The sequence below is a fragment of the Natronoarchaeum sp. GCM10025321 genome, from assembly GCF_042663585.1.
Taxonomy (GTDB): Archaea; Halobacteriota; Halobacteria; order Halobacteriales; family Natronoarchaeaceae; genus Natranaeroarchaeum.
Genome location: NZ_JBHTAN010000006.1, coordinates 886,570 through 902,124 on the forward strand (window position 1 = coordinate 886,570; position 15,555 = coordinate 902,124).

Below are 15,555 nucleotides of genomic sequence, written 5' to 3' on the forward strand. Positions count from 1 at the left end.
CGGATCGGAAAAGTCGTTACTCTTCTGGGCTGTAGTTCGGCGCTTCGTCAGTGATGACCACGTCGTGGGCGTGGCTCTCGCGCTGGCCAGCACCGGAGACGCGGACGAACTCGGAGCGCGTTTTGAACTCGGGAATCGTCTCCGCACCGACGTAGCCCATGCCGCTTTGCATGCCGCCGGTTAGCTGGTGGAGTTCGCTCGCGAGGCTCCCCTTGTACGGCTTCGCCGCTTCGACGCCCTCGGGGACGTACTCTTCCTCGTCGGGTTCCTCTTTGAGATAGCGGTTCTCCTCACTGTCGCCGCCCTTCATCGCGCCGACGCTACCCATTCCACGGTACTGCTTGTACTTCTTGCCGTTCATCGTGATGACCCGTCCGGGCGCTTCGTCGGTGCCTGCGAAGTACGAACCGAGCATCACGGCGTCCGCGCCGGCCGCAATGGCCTTGATTGCATCCCCGGAGTACCGAATTCCGCCGTCGGCGATGACTGGCACGTCCTCGGTGGCCGCGATGTCGGCGACCTGTGAGACGGCGGTGATCTGTGGCATTCCGGCCCCGCTGACGACGCGGGTGGTACAGATGCTGCCGGGGCCGATGCCGACCTTGAGTCCGTCGGCGAAGTCGACCAGATCCTGGGCCGCTTCGCGCGTTCCGATGTTGCCGACGACGACGTCGGCCTCGACGTTGTCTTTGATTTCCCTGGCACCGCCAACGACGTTGCGGTTGTGGGCGTGTGCACAGTCGATGAAGATGATATCTGCACCCGCTTCGTCCGCCATTATCGCTCGCTCAGTGCTGAACGGGCCGACGGCGGCGCCACAGCGCAGGCGGCCAGTCTCGTCGCGCGCCGCATTGTTGTACTCGCGGCGCTGGAGGATCCCCTGCATCGTGACGAGTCCGGTGAGTCGGTTCTGCTTGTCGACGACGGGGACGCGCTCGATTTTGTGTTCGTACATCAGTTCCAGCGCATCACGGGCCGTGACGTCTTCGGGCGCGGTGATGACCTCGTCGGTCATCGCTTCCCTGACCTCGTCGCTCTCGCCGACTTCGAGATACGGTCGGATGTCGGTCCCGCTGATGATCCCCAGTACCTCGTCGTCGTCGTCGACGACCGGTGCACCGCTCACACCTTCGTTCTCCATCAGCGTGTCGACGTGATGGACAGTCTGGTCGGGTTCCGCGGTGACGACGTCACGAATGATCAGCTCGTCGGCGCGCTTGACTTTGGTGATTTCGTCGACCATCCGGTCGTCGTCCATGTTTCGGTGGATGACGCCGAGGCCGCCCTGTCGTGCCATCTCGATGGCTAGCTCGCTCGTCGTCACCGTGTCCATCGCCGCCGACAGGATCGGAACGTTGAGTTCGACGTTGCTCGATACGCGCGTCGAGAGGTCCGCCTCGTCGGGTTCGACGGTACTTTCTTTGGGCCGCAACAGCACGTCGTCGAAGGTCAATGCCTCTGGAACGTTTAATTTCGAAGAGAATCGATCGTTTGCGTCGTTCGCCATGTCAACCGTCCGATTCGGTCGCTGAAAAACGTTGCGAGACGCGCCGAGGATCCGGCTGTTCGTAGCCGCTGTTACGGGGGTTCAGTACAGGATCTGACCGATCGTCTATCGATCTGTCGTACAGTCGGTCACATCGATGAATAAAACAGTACATACTGCGTGACCCGCGATATGTGGACGCTCCTCACGCAACGTTTATCACTCGATATGAACAATAGTGATGTATGCAGTCTACCAGTTCCGTCGTCCAGAGCAACGCCGGTCAGATGACCATTCGTTCCGGCAACTGCTTCAATTTCTTCTGGATGGGGACAAAACTGGTGGACATCTCCACCGCGATCGACTGGCTGTCCCACGAGGCCTCCGATTCGCATCGCGGTATACACCACCCATCGGCCACGGGGTACGGCCACGCAAGTTGATCGATGAGTACCTCACAACACCCGATTGCACTGGAGCTAGAGCGACGCGTTGGTGGTGCGACTCGGCTCCTTGCAACGGTGATGTTCCTTCCCCTACTCGACGGCATCTTCCCAGCACTCGTCCTTGCAGGGGCACTCGACACGACCGCCGGCATCGTACAGGTCGGCTTACTCGTGTTCGGCGGGAGTGCAACGGTTGCGGTCATTTTGGCGGAGATGAACGGCACCTCCCGTAGCCAGGCAAAGACGGTGACGCTCGTCGGTATCCCGCTGTTGATCCTGGCCGCGGTCGAAGCCGCGCTCGCGCCGTCGATCGCAGAACTCGTCGATCTGGTGATCTTCGAGCGGTTCGCCGCGCTGGTGATCCTGGCAATCGCGGCGAAGACGGCGAGCGCTACGGTCGGCGAGTACATGCCACGCCCGGCGATTATCGTCGCCCTTGGCCTGTTCGCCAGCATCGACCCGAGCGGCGCCCAACTCGCCTTCGTCTCCGACCTCGAACTGGTCGCTCGTGGCGTTGCGGCGGCCGGCGTCGGCGTCGGCTTCGCGCTGCTGGTCGCACTGTTCGGGCCCGTGCTCCGGTCGATGGTCGACCTCGATCGGTTCCGATTCGGGAGCGCCGTAGCACTCGGTCTGCTACCGCTCTCGCTCCTCGACCTTCCGCTCGGCGACCTGGCCCCGCTGGCCGTACTCGCCCTGACTGCGCTGTTTGCCCTCGACCCGAACGCGTCGAACAACGCCGAAACCACGAGCGCCACTCCGTCGGACACCGGTGCCGGAGACGCACATCTGGCTGATGGTGGTCCAAGCGCCTCGTGGACGCCAGGCGACGACGATGACGGCGACGACAACGCAGGCAACGAACGCCGCGAACCATGGCTCTAACCCCGCCAAGCAGAACGCCTTTGGTGCCGCCAGCCCCTCGTTCACACGATGAGTGATAACCGCGTCGTTCAGGGTCGAATGGTCACGCCTGCACACCTCGCAGAGATGATCGAAGACGAAAGCATCATGGAGGCCGAATCCATCGAGGAGAGCGATACCGACTGTCCGGACTGTGGCGGTTCGGTTCTCGAAGTCGTCTATATGCCGACCGTAACGGAACTGGTCACAGGAAAGAAATGCCAGGACTGCGACTGGGCGAAGGCCGAACGAGATTGATCTGAATCGAAACCACTTTAGGGCGGTCCGGGTTATGGAGTAGTGACGGGGTTGTGGCCAAGCCAGGCATGGCGACTGACTCCAGAGACTGACACCCGGTGACGAACTCCAGACTGATATACTGAGCGTGCGACTGATCATCGTTCGCGTTGACGACTCTCTGGAGAACCGAGGTGAATCGGAGATATCAGTCAATCGGGGGTTCAAATCCCTCCAACCCCATTCTCTGCCGCGAGCAACACCACGAGCGGCAGGTATGTTCTGAGTGATTTGAACCCAGAGAACGAGCGCAGCGACGTTCTTGTGGTTCACAATCTCTCCAACCCCACAGCGTTCGTAGCTCTACTTCTCTACTAATAACCCCAATCCGCCGGCACCTGGAGATGGTTGGTCCGAGTCTCCCTCATTCCAACACACTCGGTACGACGAGTGTCGGGACTGCTGGCCGAAGACGACCGTCTGATCCAAATATATGCCGAGTATGACGCCAACGAAGTTCCCTGATCGTTTAATTAAAAACGCTGTACTAGAGCCGAACTATGGACGAAGTTTGAACGGGGTTTGAACGGATGTTGGTCACAATTTGTCCGCTTGTTGAAAAATCTCTTTTAATCTTCTATATCTCTGTGTAGTCGTAATGTCAAACAAGTCACGGCGGAGATTCCTACAACTCGCAGGCGGATCGGCGACAATCGCACTGGCTGGCTGTATAGGCGGCGACGAAGAGGACAGCAACGACGACATGGACGATGAGATGGACGACGATGAGATGGACGACGACATGGACGATGACGACATGGATGGTGAGATGAGCGGGATGGATCCGGACGAAGCACCACGCGCCGCCATCGACCGTTTCAGCGAATCGGCCGGGACTCTACTGGTGCGCAATGACGAGAACGGGCTTCCCGGTCCCGATGAACCAGTCGATTTCGATCAGGAACCGTTCATTACGCAGGGATTCGGTCCCGACGGCAACACGGTGGAGTACTACAACTTCGACGTCCAGGAGACCACGCCAGCACCGATCTACGCCTTCTTTTACGAGAACGGCGATCCGGTCGAAGAGCAACTCAACATCGTCGATGCAGTTCCCGGCGACGAACTGTACAACGACTTCTGGCGTGTCAACATGGTTACCGTCCCCGACGAGTACGAGGCGAATACGGTGACCAGTGTCTCCGGTATCTCCGAGGCTGGCTACGACGTCGAACAGACGAACACGATCAAGAACTGTCCGATCGTCCCCCAGGGGTCGACAGCCTCGAAACATCACGGTGACGGCCACGACGAGGCACCGCTCGTTCAGGGCTGGTACGAGGATGAGGTGGTCCAGTACTTCCTCTTCGAGGAGGACAGTTTCGAGACCATGGACGGTAGCGTTCCGCTCTCCCAGATCTACGTCAGTTTCAACACCAACCCTGGCCAGGACGGCGGCGGTCCGGCGTCAGGGTTCATGACCGAGGAGATGAGCGCTCAGACGCACAACGTCGTCGCCACGCTTCCGGGTGATGCCGGCTACTCGCCGCTGTGGCGGGTCAACGTCTACGACAACGCTGACTTCGAGGACGTTTCCGATCTCGACTCGGCGACGAGCGCGACTATCCTCGACGACGAGGCAGCACACGTAAACTGCCCCATCGTCTCTACAGAGTAAGAGTATGAGTGTCCAGTCTGTCAACTATCGGTCGTCGCTTCGCCGTCTATCAGCCGTCTCTTCAACACTGAACACTCGTTCTTCGCAGAACGTGTCGGCCTCTGGGATCGCGCCTGACGACGGACTGGTACGGTACGGAATGGAACAGCCAGGCCACTGTCCGGTCTCCGTCCGTGGCCCCGACCGCCGACGTAACTGCCAGGAGGTGAGCATCCCATGAGACGCCCGACGCAAACTGAGGTGATTTTCGCGTTTCTCGCGGGGGTCACAGCGGTCATCGGTTCGTACGCGACGGCCGGCTACACGCGGTCGTTTGTCATGCAACCGGTCGACGACTTCGTCGTCAACATGACGCCGGGCGTGATTTCCCAGTATATGATCGAAAACGTCGGACAGGAGGCCCACCACCTGCATCGGGCGCTGTCGGTTTTCATCCTCGTCGGTCTGTTCGGCCTGATTGCGCTTGGTGGGTTCGCAATCGCCAGACGGTTTGAACGATCGGTCGCTGGCATTGCACTCGCGGGGCTGCTCAGTTGGGCGGTGACAGCGGTGCTCATTGGCGATCCCATGCTTGCAATCGGCGCTGCGGTTCCGGTCGCAGCGTTCACCGCCGTCGGAATCGCGCCGATCCCGGCCGATCCGGATCACTCCCGACGGCGTGTGCTTGCTGCGAGCGCCGGCGCAGTCGGGTTCGCCGGACTCGGAATCACCGCTGGCAGTACCCTCGTCGGGGACGGACTCGACATCGGTGAGAGCGCTCCCGGAGCGGACGAAGAAGAAATCGAACAACGGTTTCAGAAGACACAGAGTCAGGAACTCGATGTCGCCAGCGACGACCTGCCCGGACTGGTGAGCACGATCGACGATTTCTTCCGGACGAGCATCTCCGGTTTCGATCCGGAAGTGCCCTCCGACGACTGGGCGCTGACGGTCAGCGGCGAGGTCGGAATGAACACAGAGATCGAATACGACCAGCTAACGGAGATGCCCGTCGAGCACCGGCTTATCACCCTGCGCTGTGTCGGCGAGAACCTCAACGGTCACAAACTGGATTCGGCCATCTGGACCGGGACGCCGATCCGCTCCCTGCTCGACGAGGTCGATCCGGAAAGCGAGTGTGGCTGTGTGATGCTCCACGGCGAGGACGGCTACTACGTCCAGTTCCCCGTCGACGTTCTGGAGGACGGCTTCCTCGCCTGGGGCATGAACGGCCAGCCTCTCCCCCAGAAGAACGGGCACCCCGTTCGCCTGCTCGTGCCGGGCCACTGGGGCGAAACTAACGTCAAGTGGATCAACGAAATCGAACTGCTCGAAGCCGAAGAAGACGGCTACTGGGAGGAACGTGGCTGGGAAGGCACAGGCCCGGTCAACACTGTCGCCAAACTCTGGGACGAGGGCATCACCGAACTCGACGACGGGCGGTACGAACTTGCCGGCCACGCATACGCGGGCACTCGTGGCATCGAGCGCGTCGAGGTCTCCACGGACGGCGGGGAGACGTGGGAAGACGCAGAACTCTCCGCACCGCTGCCCGACGAGGACGTCTGGCGGCAGTACCGCTACGAATTCGACCCCGACGGAAGCCACGAGGTCGTCGTCCGAGCGACCGACGGGATAGGAGAACTGCAGGAGCAGAACCGGTCGGACCCATCCCCGAGCGGGGCGACTGGCTGGGTCAGTAAGACTGTCAACTAATGGTCGAACGGCTTGTACGGAAGTCCTATTGCCAGTTCTCTACGGCTGGTCCAGATGTCGAAACGACTTTGATTGCGCGCTTTACACCAACTACACAGCAAATGGAGAAGGCCCTGTGGTACCTGTTTGCCGGAAGCCGTGGCGGGACAAACAGGGTTCGAATCGTCAAAGAACTCCGTGATCGGCCCCGGAACGCGAACGAGTTGGCCGACCAACTGGATGTCGATTACAACACGATCACCCACCATCTGGACATGCTCACAGAACACGACGTCGTCGAACCGAGTGACCACGACTACGGAAAAATGTACTTTCTGACCGATCGGTTCGGACGACACTCGGAGACGTTCGAACAGATCGCAAGCAAGGTGGAGTAACCATGGCGATGGAAGGCTTTCGGCTCGCCGGCATGGTTCTATCGGGGGTCAACAGCGCTCTTCTCGTCGTCCTCCTGTCCGTCTGGCTGAAGAACTACCGCACCTTCAGATCCGGGATGGTGCTCGGACTGGTCGGCTTCAGTGGTGTGCTCCTGCTCGAGAACATGGTTGCAGTGTTCTTTTTCTTCCGGAGCATGCAGATGCTGTACTCCACGGACCCAATGGTCGGCCAGGTCGTCGTCGGGATGCGCCTGCTCGAACTGCTCGCAATCGCCTTCCTGACGTACGTGACCGTACAGTAACTCTCTCCAGCCAGCCCCATCACACCGCGAGCGCCGAATCGCGCGCCGAACCGACGATCAGTTCCTCGACGAACGAGACCGCCGCGGAGCGCTCGGTGACGTTCTCCATCAGCACGGTTTCGCTGGGGAACAGTCGCTCGCCGAGTTCGAGGCCGTGCTCTCTGGCCGTCGACCCGGTCATCGTCAGATAGACGCCGAGGCCCACGTCGGCAATCGAGGCCTCCTCTTCGCGGCCCTCATCAGGGTAGCAGAAGGTCACATCTTCGACTGCGGCAGTGCCGAGCACCGCTTCGACCAGACGCTCGTACCGGGGCGAGATACAGAGTGGCCCCTCGTAGGAGCGAATGAACTCCCGGTCAAACGCGTCGGCATCCAGTCGCTGGCGCGTCTCCGGCGTGCCCATCAGCGTGTGATGCACCGTGTCGCCCAGACCGCCGACGACACGAACGTCGGTGTCCCGCGGGTCGATCCGGGCGTTGATGTCGCTGATGCGCTCGATGGGCTCCTCACGGAGGCGGACGACTTCCTCCAGAACGAGGTCGGCGCTATCGAAGCCGAGGGTGAACTCGTGTGTCCGGAGCGCCCGGAACGGCTCTTCGCGGCCGATCAGTTGGAGGTCGACGTCGCCCAGCGGGACCGTGACGCTGTCGAAGACGATCCGTCGCGGGCGGCCGCCGCGGTCGTCACGCAACAGCGTGTACTCTGGCTTGGTCGGATCGTCGAGCGTGCTGTACGCGGCCAGCCGTTCGTAGACGTCCTCGCTGGCCTGCTGGCTCCCTTTGGTGATTGCTTTCTCGTATCTGAGCGTCGAACTGATAGAATCCGCGAGCGCTGCGATGTCGGTAGTCGCGTCGTCGGGCGTCTGAGCGCTCTCATCGACGCGCCGTGCCACCCGATTCAGGACGGCTTCGAGGGGCCGTCCCTTTCGCGGCACGGCAACCGAGATGGTCGTCATTGTGGCCACAAACGGCTCCGGCTGTCAAACAGGTTGTGTTTTCCCGATTAGCTGAACATCTCGCCGAGCTGTTCGCGCCAGTTTCGGATCTCTTCGACATCGCCGGCCACGTCGTCAAGGTCGTCGCCAAGCGCCTCGAGCGACCCGGAGAGCTCGTCGATATCGGCCGCCGTCTCGTCGGCGGTACCTTCGACGTCGTCCAGTCGTTCTGCGACCTCAGAGAAGTCCGAGTGGACGCTCTCGACATCGTCGCTGACTGCATCGAGATCCGCGGCGACCCCGTCGATCCGTTCGTCCGCTCCGGCGACCGTCTCGCGGATCTTCCCGACTTCGTCGTCGAGGCCGGCCATCCGTTCTTCGAGGCGTTCGTCGAGGTCGTCGATGACCTCGGCGTTGGACGTGACCGCCTGGTCGACGCCGTCGAGGTCGGCACGGAACGACGCGAGCTCGTCCTCGAACTCCTCGATCAGTTCGTCGCCGCGACCGTGTTCTTCGAGGAACGTCTCCAGCGCACCCGTGTACGCGGCGACTTCCTCGACGCGAGACTGGAGGTGGTCGATCCGGGCGACGACGCTACTGTCGACGCCGGTATCCTCTGTCGCGACGTCGAGTTCCTCACGAAGGACCGCTTTGTCCTCCTCATCGACGTTGCCCGCGCGAAGCTCAGCCGCGAGCGCGCTTGCGACGCCGCCGGCTTCGATTGCTTCTGTCGCTTCGTCGTCCGTCTCGGCGTCCGCCGCGGCCGAAACGGGCTCCGTTGCCGGCGTCTCGTCGTCGGTTGTCGGTTCGTCGATAGCGTCGGTCTCGTCGTCCACCACTTCGTCGGCGGACTCCTCGACCGTCTCTGTGTCGTCCTCTATATCTTCGACCGTTTCGTCGACTTCGTCCGCGTCTTCGTCCACTTCTTCCGTGTCCTCGACATCCTTGTCGAAGTCCTCTTCGAGGTCTTCAGCATCCTCGTCTTCGAGGTCTTCGTCTGTCTCCTCGATCTCTTCGTCCACTTCCTCGACTTCATCCAGACCGTCTTCGATATCCTCGTCGAGGTCGTCCTCGGCGTCTTCGTCTCCGGCGTCTTCGGCTTCGGCGTCTTCGACTTCGAGACCCTCGTCCACCGCTTCGATCTCGTCAAGTTCTTCTTCGATGTCCTCGTCGAGTTCGTCCTCGAAGTCTTCGGTTTCCTCGGTCGTTTCCTCCACCGGTTCGTCTGTGTCGTCTTCGAGGTCCTCGTCCACGTCGTCGACATCCTCGTCGTCCTCGTCGAGGTCGGCATCGGCTTCGATTTCGAGATCGACCTCTTCGCTCTCTTCTTCTGGTTCCGGGACACCTTCCTCGATACCGAGGTCGATATCGGGGACGTCGTCGTCCTCGTCGGCGTCTTCGTCGTCCGAGTGGTCCGGTTCCAGATCGACGTCGTCGAGACCCAGGTCGAGGCCGGAATCGTCCTCTTCGGCCGCCTCGTCCTCCGAGTCGTCAGCCTCGACTGCTTCGGCCGCCTCGTTCTCGTCTTCGAGACCGGGGACCGTGTCGGACTCGCCCGAGATCATGTCTTTGACGGCCTGACTGCTCTCTTCGGAGGCGATGTCGTCGATCATCGAGTCCTCGACTTCGTCCTCGTGTTCCGTCGCGGCCTCGTCGGACTCTCCGGTGGGCGTGACATCTGCAATCTCCGGTTCGGTCATGAACGCGCCTGCCTGTTCCGGCCCGTCGATCCGGACCCCGTAGACGGTGATTAGCTCTTCGCCCGCGTCGATCGTTTGCTCGAACTCGACAGTGTGATCCTCGAACGCCGTCCAGTTCTCGCTCTCGTACTCCGGGTGAAAGCCGATGCCATCCATGGAGAAATCGTCGGGAATCGCCTCGGAGAGTCGAACCGTCGCCGAGTCGCCTCGCTCCGACGTGAGTGTGAACTTGACCGTCGGTACCGCGAACTCGTCCGTCTTGAACGCCTTTTCGACGGTGATCCCGTCCGCGGAGACTTCGATGTCGTCCTGATATGCCTCTTCGCTCATAGCCACTCCTATCCACACCACAACCATAAAACAAACGGGCACCAGATCACAGGCAATTTTGTCTAACGTTACCCAACCCGCAACTACGATCGGAGCGGATCAGAGATCTACGCGATCACCGATCTCGACGACCTCCAGGCTATCCGGGTACTCGAAACTCCGGGCGTGGTGGTGGAGCACCTTCGGATCGGCGGTCAGCCCCTTCCACATGTCCCAGTGGCTAGGGAGGAATCGGTCGAACTGCAGATCGCTGGCGGCCTTGATTGCCTGATTCTCGTCGTTGTACCAGCGCGTCCGGACTGGTTCGCGTGTCTCCTTGTCGGGGATGTTCCCGACGGTACCGAAGGCCAGAATTCCCAGATCGATATCGTACTGCTCGCCGATTCGGGCAAACTCGTCGGTGGGTTTGGTGTCACCGCCGTGGAAGACCGTGTCGCCCTCGTGTTCGATGACGTACGACACCGGATGCGTGGCGTCCGCGTCGTAAGCGTCTTCGATGTGGATCGTAAACCCGCCGACTTCGATGGTCTCTCCCTCGTTCACCTCGACGAACTGCTCGTCGTCGATGTCGTACTCTGCCTGCCAGTCCTCCTCGTCGAGGGCGACGTCGAGGCTGTCGTCCGGCGCGTACAGGTCCGCTCCCGTCGCTTCGAGGATCGGCGCTTGCGAGGGGCCGTGGACGTGATCAGTGTGTTCGTGCGTCGCAAGTACGGCGTCGGCCTGCTCGACGTCTGCCGGGTCGAACGGGACCGGGATCATCCGGATCGTTCTCGGCGGATCGCCGAGTCCGACGTACGGGTCGATAAAGAGGGTCGTGCCGTCGCTCGCTTTCAGGACGAACCCGTTACAGCCCAGATACCAGACTGCGATGCTTTCGGGAGTCGCGTTCCGAACCGCGTTCGGGAGCCAGTCGCCCCAGTCGCTTTCGATGTCCATATCGGAACTCACCGTTCACCCGGAGGGTAAGTGTTCCGCTCTCGGTGGAGCAGTACCGGTACACTAAGCGGGACGACTCACAGCAGAAAAACCGGTCAGCCGATCAGTCCTGACAGCAACCGCCAGCCTGCTCGCCGAAGTCGACGTCGAGCGGTGCGGAGATGGCTTCGTTCACCGCCTCTAGTCGCGCGTCGAGTCGTTGCTGGGCTTCGAGATACTCGGACATGGTGGGCTGTGAGTGGAGTTTACTCTGGGCCTGCTGTAGCTCTTGGAGGTCCTCGTCGCTGGCGTCGCCCGTCTGCCGGGCGAGCATGAACTCCTGACGAAGCGATTCGAACTCCTTGATCTGCTCTTGCAGGTCGTCGTCCGCTTCGACTGCCGCCTTTGCGGACTCGAAGGCCTCGTACTCCGGCAGATTGCGGATCGCTTCACCAAGCTGTCGTCCGAGCGTCTCGACGTCGTCGTCGGGAACGGTCACGTCAGTGTCGATGCTCATACCTCGGATTACGACTGAGTGTGTATCAACCTGCTGGTCTCAGCCATCTACGCGTCGAGCAGGGTCGCGAGACGCGTCGACCAGTGGATATCGCCGTCGTAAACGACGGGCAGTTCCGCCCGGGTGAGATAGGACACGAGTTCGTCACGGCCGAGCGTGAACTCCGATTCGTTGCCACACAGGTACGAGTACTCGTTGTCCTCCAGATACGGATGGTAGAAGCTTCCCGTATGCCGGGACGAGAACTGGTCGTAGGTCAGCAAGAATCGCTGGCCATCCTCGATCGGTTCGAGCCTCGCCGTGGCGGGCACCCGGTTCTCGCTCTGTGTCAGCGCGTGGGTGCCGTCCCCGACCACCGCGTAGTCCTTGCCCATCATGATCCGACAACGGGCGTGCTGGAGCGCACGCTCGATGCCGAAGCCGTGGGCCAGTAGCTTCGCGAACGTCGATCCGACCTTCACCGCATGATCGTTGAGCACCTGCGAGAACGTCACTGCCCCTGCGACGGCGCCGCGCTCGATCAGCTCTTTCCCTTCGTAGTAGGAGCCACAGGCGTTCAGAAAGAACGTCTCGACGCGACAGCGATCCAGCGTCGAGGCCGCCATATAGCCGTCCGGGCAGCGCAGTCCGTCCGTCTCGCAGTGGCCGATATAGTGGACGAAGTCGTACTCCGACTCGAACGTACGCGCCAGCTGTTCCGTCGTCAGCCCCTCCTCGACGGTGACGTCGATCGGAAGCCGTTCGCCACGCTCCCGGTAGATGCCGGCGACGTCCTCGTGTTCGTCAGCCATCTCCTTGTCGTTGAGCACGACGACGACTCCGATCCCCTCGCGATCCTCCCGCAGGAACTGCAGTCGGTTCTCGTAGGCCGTTGGCGACGTGGTGAACACGTCCAGCGGCGTGCCCTTTGCGAGCCAGCCGTGGATTCGACCACCCCGTAGCTCGGGCTTGAGAATGTCGACCGACGCGACCTCCCCTGCGGCGCGGCCGCCACGGTAGAAGTCGTCGAGCGAGCGCTCCACGAGTTCGCTCCCTTCCAGTTCCGAGGTGCGTGGCGTGTACACGAGGCTCATTCGATCCAACAAGAACGGGATCGTCGAGAGATGCTCGACCGACGGGTCGACGTACGTCGAGAGATGCCAGTCGGGGATCCGGTGCTGGATCGCATCGTTCGCCACCGAGAGATACGTCGCGAGGCGCTCGGCCGGTGTCGCGTCGTAGAGGACGTCCACGTCGAGACCGAGCGTGTCGAGGAGGCTCCCCTCGGAGAGTTCGGTGCCGTACGGTCCCGCGTTACGGACCAGACAGTCGAGAAAGAACACCTGTCTGAGGAGCCGCTCGGTCTCCCGTTCCAGCCCTGGCTGGGCGGGTAGCTCCCACTCCATATCGAGTTCCGGCGTCCGGATCACGGGCCGGTCTCGCTCCCGGACGTCGACGGTCGCTTGCAGGTAGTACGCGAGCGGGGCGAGCACGAACAGCGCCTCGAAGTCGGGCGGCGAGACGATTTCTATCCCGGTGTCGGGCGTCGCCGCGACGACCTGATCCGGGACGTCGACGGCGTCGCCGGTCGATAGCTGTGGGGGATGCCCGCGAAGCGTCGGATAGCTCCGGTCGGAGCCGGACGTCTTGTGAGAGGCGTGGAGATGTGAAAGCGCGGTGGCCAGTCCACCCGGCGTCGGTGGCACCGTTAGCTCGTGGCTCGGCAGTTCGGCTCGACTCCGCAGGCCGATAGTCGTCGCCGTGCGCTCCGGAAAGTCGATGCGAATCGCGTCGTAGTTCGGTGACCGATCGATAGAGAGAGCACTCTCGACGCGCAGATACGTCTTGATCTCACCGTCGACGTCGATCAGATACTCGTCCTCTGGCAGGCTGAGTGACTCCTGATCCGCGCCGAGTTCGTACGTCTTGCCGCCGGAGAGGGGCGTGACGTAGACGACCGCAGAAGGGACCGATAGCTCGGCCGTCGAGCAGGTGAACGTCGCATCGGTGGGCCGCTGTAGTTCGGCGTGGGAGCGCACCAGATCGAGATCGGGGCTGTCGATGACGAGTTCGGCATTGCCCCCATCGAGGGCTCTGACCCCCGAGTCCATCACCTCCCACTCGATCATTCGGTCGTAGGAATACGCTGGGATCAGTTATTACTATCGGTGACGTGGTATGTTGTGTCACCACCCGGTTTTCGGGCCGCGCGCGCGTCGAAGAAAGGTACAATTATACGCCGTCGTCCCCCGACGTAGACGTATGAACTACGATACCGTCCGGGAGAACGATCCCGTGGTCGCCGACGCCCTCATCGGCGAGGTAGAACGACAGCGCAACTCCCTGCAGATGATCGCGAGCGAGAACCACGTCAGCGAGGCGGTGCTCGAAGCCCAGAGCAGCGCACTGACGAACAACTACGCCGAGGGCTACCCTGGCGCTCGGTACTACGCAGGCTGTGAGTACGCCGACGAGGTCGAAGAACTCGCTATCGAGCGCGCCCACGAGCTATGGGGCGGCGACCACGTCAACGTCCAGCCTCACTCGGGCACGCAGGCTAACCAGGCGGTCTACCTGGCGACGCTCGATCCCGGCGACAAGATCCTCTCGCTGGATCTGACCCACGGCGGCCACCTTTCCCACGGCCACCCCGCGAACTTCACCGGCCAGCTTTACGAAGTCGAGCAGTACGAGGTCGACATCGAGTCGGGCTACATCGACTACGAGGCCGTCCGCGAGCAGGCCGAGGAGTTCGATCCGGACATCATCGTCTCCGGCTACTCCGCATACCCGCGCACTGTCGAGTGGGAGAAGATTCAGGACGCCGCCGACGCCGCCGACGCCCTGCATCTCGCCGACATGGCCCACATCACCGGCCTCGTCGCGTCGGGCGTCCATCCCTCGCCGGTCGGTGTCGCCGACTTCGTCACTGGCTCGACGCACAAGACCATTCGCTCGGGCCGCGGTGGCATCGCCATCTGCGACGAGGAGTACGCCGACGACCTCGACAATGCCGTGTTCCCCGGCGGTCAGGGCGGTCCCCTGATGCACAACATCGCGGGCAAGGCCGTCGGCTTCGGTGAGGCCCTCTCCGACGAGTTCGACGAGTACGCCGAACAGACCGTCGAGAACGCGAAAGCGCTCGGCAATCGGCTTCAGGAGCACGGCTTCACGCTGGTGTCGGGCGGTACTGACAACCACCTCGTACTCGCGGACCTCCGCGAGTCCCACCCCGACGTCACCGGCGGCGACGCCGAGGACGCGCTCGAATCGGCCGGCATCGTCCTCAACGCCAACACGGTCCCCGGCGAGACCCGAAGCCCGTTCAATCCGAGCGGTATCCGCGCTGGCTCCCCGGCGCTGACCACCCGTGGCTTCGATACCGACGCGATGGAGACGGTCGCAGACTGCATCTCGACCGTTGTCGACGCCGTCGCCGAGGACGAAGTCGAGGCGGCCGTCGAGGAGGTTTCGGCCACCGTCGACGACCTCTGTGACGAACACCCGCTCTACGAGTAGCGTTTCTGCCGACGTCTGCGGCGCTGTCTTCGTTCTTCCTGCGGTCTCATCTCACCTGTCGCTCTTATCGTTGTACCGTACTCTCATCGACATATCCGGAGAGCCAGGTGTTATGCCTCAGATGCTCACTTAGGGTCGGAAATCGAACTTCGGCGAATCCTCCAGGGACGGGCCGTCGTCGCGCTCCCGGCCGCCCTCGAACTTGACGTAATTGAGGTAGAACGTTCGACCACAGCCCTCGTCGCTCGACGTCTCGTCCGGCCGGCCGATACAGACGAACTCGATGCCGTCCGCGTCCTCGTACTCGCCCGTCGTCGACGCGTACTCGTAGTCCGACAGCGGTTCTCGGGTCACCGACTTGTCGGCCATGTAGGCGTCCCGCTCTATCTCGACGACGGCGTCGCAGTAGGGACAGGTGTACGTTACGGATGCCACACGGAGAATACGGCGTCGACGAGTATCAGGGTTCCCCTGCCAGTCCGGTGGTGACGCCGGCCAGCCCAGATGGCAGACACAGTTTTATACTCCGGTACGAACAAC

The 15,555-nt window shown here is 61.9% G+C and carries 15 protein-coding genes and 1 tRNA gene; 9 read left to right on the forward strand and 7 right to left on the reverse strand.

All coding sequences use genetic code 11. The annotated features are described in order from the left end of the window. Nucleotides 1–16 precede the first annotated feature (16 nt). Entirely contained in the window at nucleotides 17–1,507 is a 1,491-nt protein-coding gene (guaB, locus tag ACFQL3_RS07340; RefSeq protein ID WP_377052811.1) for an IMP dehydrogenase, read from the reverse strand. Between the two features lie 224 nt (nucleotides 1,508–1,731). Between guaB and ACFQL3_RS07345 the strand changes: the two genes are divergently transcribed. The 8 genes from ACFQL3_RS07345 to ACFQL3_RS07380 all read left to right on the forward strand — a co-directional run bounded on the left by ACFQL3_RS07345 (nucleotide 1,732) and on the right by ACFQL3_RS07380 (nucleotide 7,121). Then, a complete protein-coding gene (locus ACFQL3_RS07345; protein WP_377052813.1) occupies nucleotides 1,732–1,929 on the forward strand; it encodes a hypothetical protein in 198 nt (65 codons plus the stop codon). 3 nt (nucleotides 1,930–1,932) lie between these two features. Further along, a complete protein-coding gene (locus ACFQL3_RS07350; RefSeq protein WP_377052815.1) occupies nucleotides 1,933–2,814 on the forward strand; it encodes a DUF5794 domain-containing protein in 882 nt (293 codons plus the stop codon). Nucleotides 2,815–2,862: 48 nt separating this feature from the next. After that, nucleotides 2,863–3,090 carry a DUF5795 family protein gene (locus tag ACFQL3_RS07355; RefSeq protein WP_377052817.1) on the forward strand — a complete coding sequence of 76 codons (228 nt, stop codon included), beginning with the start codon at nucleotides 2,863–2,865 and terminating at the stop codon, nucleotides 3,088–3,090. 47 nt (nucleotides 3,091–3,137) lie between these two features. Then, nucleotides 3,138–3,312: transfer RNA gene (locus tag ACFQL3_RS07360), tRNA-Trp, on the forward strand. Between the two features lie 415 nt (nucleotides 3,313–3,727). After that, nucleotides 3,728–4,747: a hypothetical protein gene (locus ACFQL3_RS07365; protein WP_377052819.1), complete on the forward strand. Its 1,020-nt coding sequence runs from the start codon at nucleotides 3,728–3,730 to the stop codon at nucleotides 4,745–4,747. A gap of 216 nt (nucleotides 4,748–4,963) precedes the next feature. Then, the gene (locus ACFQL3_RS07370; RefSeq protein ID WP_377052821.1) at nucleotides 4,964–6,442 is read left to right on the forward strand and encodes a molybdopterin-dependent oxidoreductase; all 1,479 of its coding nucleotides are present in this window, start codon (nucleotides 4,964–4,966) and stop codon (nucleotides 6,440–6,442) included. 101 nt (nucleotides 6,443–6,543) lie between these two features. Further along, nucleotides 6,544–6,819 carry a winged helix-turn-helix domain-containing protein gene (locus ACFQL3_RS07375; RefSeq protein ID WP_377052823.1) on the forward strand — a complete coding sequence of 92 codons (276 nt, stop codon included), beginning with the start codon at nucleotides 6,544–6,546 and terminating at the stop codon, nucleotides 6,817–6,819. A 2-nt stretch (nucleotides 6,820–6,821) separates the two neighbouring features. Then, nucleotides 6,822–7,121, forward strand: coding sequence for a hypothetical protein (locus ACFQL3_RS07380; protein ID WP_377052825.1), 300 nt, complete (start codon nucleotides 6,822–6,824; stop codon nucleotides 7,119–7,121). A gap of 19 nt (nucleotides 7,122–7,140) precedes the next feature. Here the strand turns inward: ACFQL3_RS07380 and ACFQL3_RS07385 are convergent, their stop codons facing one another. The 5 genes from ACFQL3_RS07385 to ACFQL3_RS07405 all read right to left on the reverse strand — a co-directional run bounded on the left by ACFQL3_RS07385 (nucleotide 7,141) and on the right by ACFQL3_RS07405 (nucleotide 13,625). Further along, nucleotides 7,141–8,076: a hypothetical protein gene (locus ACFQL3_RS07385; RefSeq protein WP_377052827.1), complete on the reverse strand. Its 936-nt coding sequence runs from the start codon at nucleotides 8,074–8,076 to the stop codon at nucleotides 7,141–7,143. A gap of 47 nt (nucleotides 8,077–8,123) precedes the next feature. Then, complete coding sequence (locus ACFQL3_RS07390) at nucleotides 8,124–10,085, reverse strand: AAA family ATPase (protein WP_377052829.1); 1,962 nt, start codon at nucleotides 10,083–10,085, stop codon at nucleotides 8,124–8,126. 99 nt (nucleotides 10,086–10,184) lie between these two features. Continuing rightward, on the reverse strand, nucleotides 10,185–11,021 hold the full coding sequence (locus ACFQL3_RS07395; protein ID WP_377052831.1) for an MBL fold metallo-hydrolase: 837 nt from the start codon (nucleotides 11,019–11,021) through the stop codon (nucleotides 10,185–10,187). 103 nt (nucleotides 11,022–11,124) lie between these two features. Next, a complete protein-coding gene (locus ACFQL3_RS07400; RefSeq protein ID WP_377052833.1) occupies nucleotides 11,125–11,517 on the reverse strand; it encodes a YlbF family regulator in 393 nt (130 codons plus the stop codon). A 47-nt stretch (nucleotides 11,518–11,564) separates the two neighbouring features. Then, a complete protein-coding gene (locus tag ACFQL3_RS07405; protein ID WP_377052835.1) occupies nucleotides 11,565–13,625 on the reverse strand; it encodes a hypothetical protein in 2,061 nt (686 codons plus the stop codon). 133 nt (nucleotides 13,626–13,758) lie between these two features. Here ACFQL3_RS07405 and glyA point away from each other — a divergent pair, with 133 nt between their 5' ends. Further along, on the forward strand, nucleotides 13,759–15,015 hold the full coding sequence (gene glyA, locus ACFQL3_RS07410) for a serine hydroxymethyltransferase (protein WP_377052837.1): 1,257 nt from the start codon (nucleotides 13,759–13,761) through the stop codon (nucleotides 15,013–15,015). A 129-nt stretch (nucleotides 15,016–15,144) separates the two neighbouring features. Here glyA and ACFQL3_RS07415 read toward each other — a convergent pair whose 3' ends face one another. Beyond that, nucleotides 15,145–15,450 (reverse strand): hypothetical protein, encoded by a 306-nt coding sequence (locus tag ACFQL3_RS07415; RefSeq protein WP_377052839.1) that lies wholly within the window; start codon nucleotides 15,448–15,450, stop codon nucleotides 15,145–15,147. Nucleotides 15,451–15,555: the final 105 nt, after the last annotated feature.

What these genes read in the sequence shown, in the direction of transcription:
- ACFQL3_RS07345 (WP_377052813.1), top strand. Translation starts at nt 1,732, where the DNA reads ATGCAGTCTACCAGTTCCGTCGTCCAGAGCAACGCCGGTCAGATGACC.
- ACFQL3_RS07375 (WP_377052823.1), top strand. Translation starts at nt 6,544, where the DNA reads ATGGAGAAGGCCCTGTGGTACCTGTTTGCCGGAAGCCGTGGCGGGACA.
- ACFQL3_RS07365 (WP_377052819.1), top strand. Translation starts at nt 3,728, where the DNA reads ATGTCAAACAAGTCACGGCGGAGATTCCTACAACTCGCAGGCGGATCG.
- ACFQL3_RS07385 (WP_377052827.1), bottom strand. Translation starts at nt 8,076, where the DNA reads ATGACGACCATCTCGGTTGCCGTGCCGCGAAAGGGACGGCCCCTCGAA.
- ACFQL3_RS07390 (WP_377052829.1), bottom strand. Translation starts at nt 10,085, where the DNA reads ATGAGCGAAGAGGCATATCAGGACGACATCGAAGTCTCCGCGGACGGG.
- ACFQL3_RS07400 (WP_377052833.1), bottom strand. Translation starts at nt 11,517, where the DNA reads ATGAGCATCGACACTGACGTGACCGTTCCCGACGACGACGTCGAGACG.
- guaB (WP_377052811.1), bottom strand. Translation starts at nt 1,507, where the DNA reads ATGGCGAACGACGCAAACGATCGATTCTCTTCGAAATTAAACGTTCCA.
- ACFQL3_RS07355 (WP_377052817.1), top strand. Translation starts at nt 2,863, where the DNA reads ATGAGTGATAACCGCGTCGTTCAGGGTCGAATGGTCACGCCTGCACAC.
- glyA (WP_377052837.1), top strand. Translation starts at nt 13,759, where the DNA reads ATGAACTACGATACCGTCCGGGAGAACGATCCCGTGGTCGCCGACGCC.
- ACFQL3_RS07370 (WP_377052821.1), top strand. Translation starts at nt 4,964, where the DNA reads ATGAGACGCCCGACGCAAACTGAGGTGATTTTCGCGTTTCTCGCGGGG.
- ACFQL3_RS07405 (WP_377052835.1), bottom strand. Translation starts at nt 13,625, where the DNA reads ATGATCGAGTGGGAGGTGATGGACTCGGGGGTCAGAGCCCTCGATGGG.
- ACFQL3_RS07395 (WP_377052831.1), bottom strand. Translation starts at nt 11,021, where the DNA reads ATGGACATCGAAAGCGACTGGGGCGACTGGCTCCCGAACGCGGTTCGG.
- ACFQL3_RS07380 (WP_377052825.1), top strand. Translation starts at nt 6,822, where the DNA reads ATGGCGATGGAAGGCTTTCGGCTCGCCGGCATGGTTCTATCGGGGGTC.
- ACFQL3_RS07350 (WP_377052815.1), top strand. Translation starts at nt 1,933, where the DNA reads ATGAGTACCTCACAACACCCGATTGCACTGGAGCTAGAGCGACGCGTT.